Genomic DNA, 1,453 nt, shown 5'->3' with positions numbered 1-1,453 from the left:
CCCCCGTTACCTTCTTCGTGGCTCTTGATCAAGGAGCTGCGGTCGCCAGGCCCGGCATGACTTAGTCCCCCAGTCGAACCCATGATCCGGGGGGTGGTGTCACCGGGTTTGGTGGCATCGAGGGACCGCTGATAGGGACACGGCCGCCGCAAGGTAGGTCTCGTCGTAACGTGGCTGCCGGCCGTCGATGCTTGACTGGTGACCGGCACGCGACGATACGAAAGAGGCTGCGGGTGCACCACAGCTACTCCGTCTATCTCGGGCTCGACGTCGGCAAGGGCGAGCACCACGCCGTCGGCCTGGACATCAACGGGAAGCGGCTGCACGACGCGCCGCTGCCGAACACTGAGCCGAAGCTGCGGGCGATGTTCGACAAACTCGCCGTTCATGGACCGGTCCTGGTCGTGGTGGACCAGCCCGCCACGATCGGTGCCCTGCCCGTGGCGGTGGCCCGTGCCTGCGGCCATGACGTGGCCTACCTGCCCGGACTGGCGATGCGCCGCATCGCCGACCTCTACCCGGGCAACGCCAAAACCGACGCCCGTGACGCCTATGTCATCGCTGACGCCGCCCGGACCCTGCCGCACACGCTGCGCCAGCTCAATGTCGGCGACGAGGCCCTGGCCGAGCTGGACGTGCTCGTCGGGTTCGACGACGACCTCGCCGCAGAGGCCACCCGGATCAGCAACCGCATCCGCGGTCTGCTCACCGGCCTCCACCCCGCGCTCGAACGCGTCCTCGGCCCCAAAGTCGCCCATCTCGCGGTGCTGGAAATCCTGTCCCGCTGCGGCGGGCCGATCGGAATCCGCAAGGCCGGGCGCCGCAAACTCGCCTCGATCGCGACCAAGCATGCCCCGCGCATGGGCACGAAACTGGTCGAGGACATTCTCATCGCGCTGGACGAGCAGACTGTCACCGTCGCGGGCACTGCCGCCGCGGACAAGATCCTGCCCAGACTCGCCGAGAGCCTGAAAGCCGTTCTCCAGCAACGGAAAACCGTCGCCAGCGAAGTCGAGGAGATACTCGATGCGCACCCTCTCGCCCAGGTCCTGACCTCGATGCCCGGCATCGGAGTCAGGACCGCAGCCCGCATCCTCCTCGAGATCGGCGACGCGTCCGGCTTCAAGTCCTCCGGCCATCTCGCCGCCTACGCCGGGATCGCCCCGGTCACCCACCGCTCCGGGACCTCCATCAAGGGCGAACACCCCGCCAGAACCGGCAACCGCCGGCTCAAACGCGCGTTCTTCCTCGCCGCCTTCGCAGCCTTGTCCGATCCCACCAGTCGCGCCTACTACCAGCGCAAACGCGACGAAGGCAAGAAACACAACGCCGCCCTCATCTGCCTCGCCCGACGACGCTGCGACGTCCTCTACGCCATGCTCCGCAACCAGACCTACTACCAACACCCCACGGCATCAGCCGCTTGACAACTTCCATAGGGACACCCCCCCGG

At 67.4% G+C, this 1,453-nt stretch carries 1 protein-coding gene; it reads left to right on the top strand.

What is annotated here, in order from left to right; all coding sequences use genetic code 11:
• Nucleotides 1-233 precede the first annotated feature (233 nt).
• On the top strand, nt 234-1,427 hold the full coding sequence (locus tag ACM6LU_RS39120; protein ID WP_414942912.1) for an IS110 family transposase: 1,194 nt from the start codon (nt 234-236) through the stop codon (nt 1,425-1,427).
• The last annotated feature ends 26 nt before the right edge of the window (nt 1,428-1,453 follow it).

It is taken from the genome of Amycolatopsis sp. cmx-11-51 (assembly GCF_047608665.1).
Classification (GTDB): domain Bacteria; phylum Actinomycetota; class Actinomycetes; order Mycobacteriales; family Pseudonocardiaceae; genus Amycolatopsis.
The sequence above is the reverse complement of the archived record's forward strand: the minus strand, read 5'-3'. Positions and strand labels throughout refer to the sequence as shown.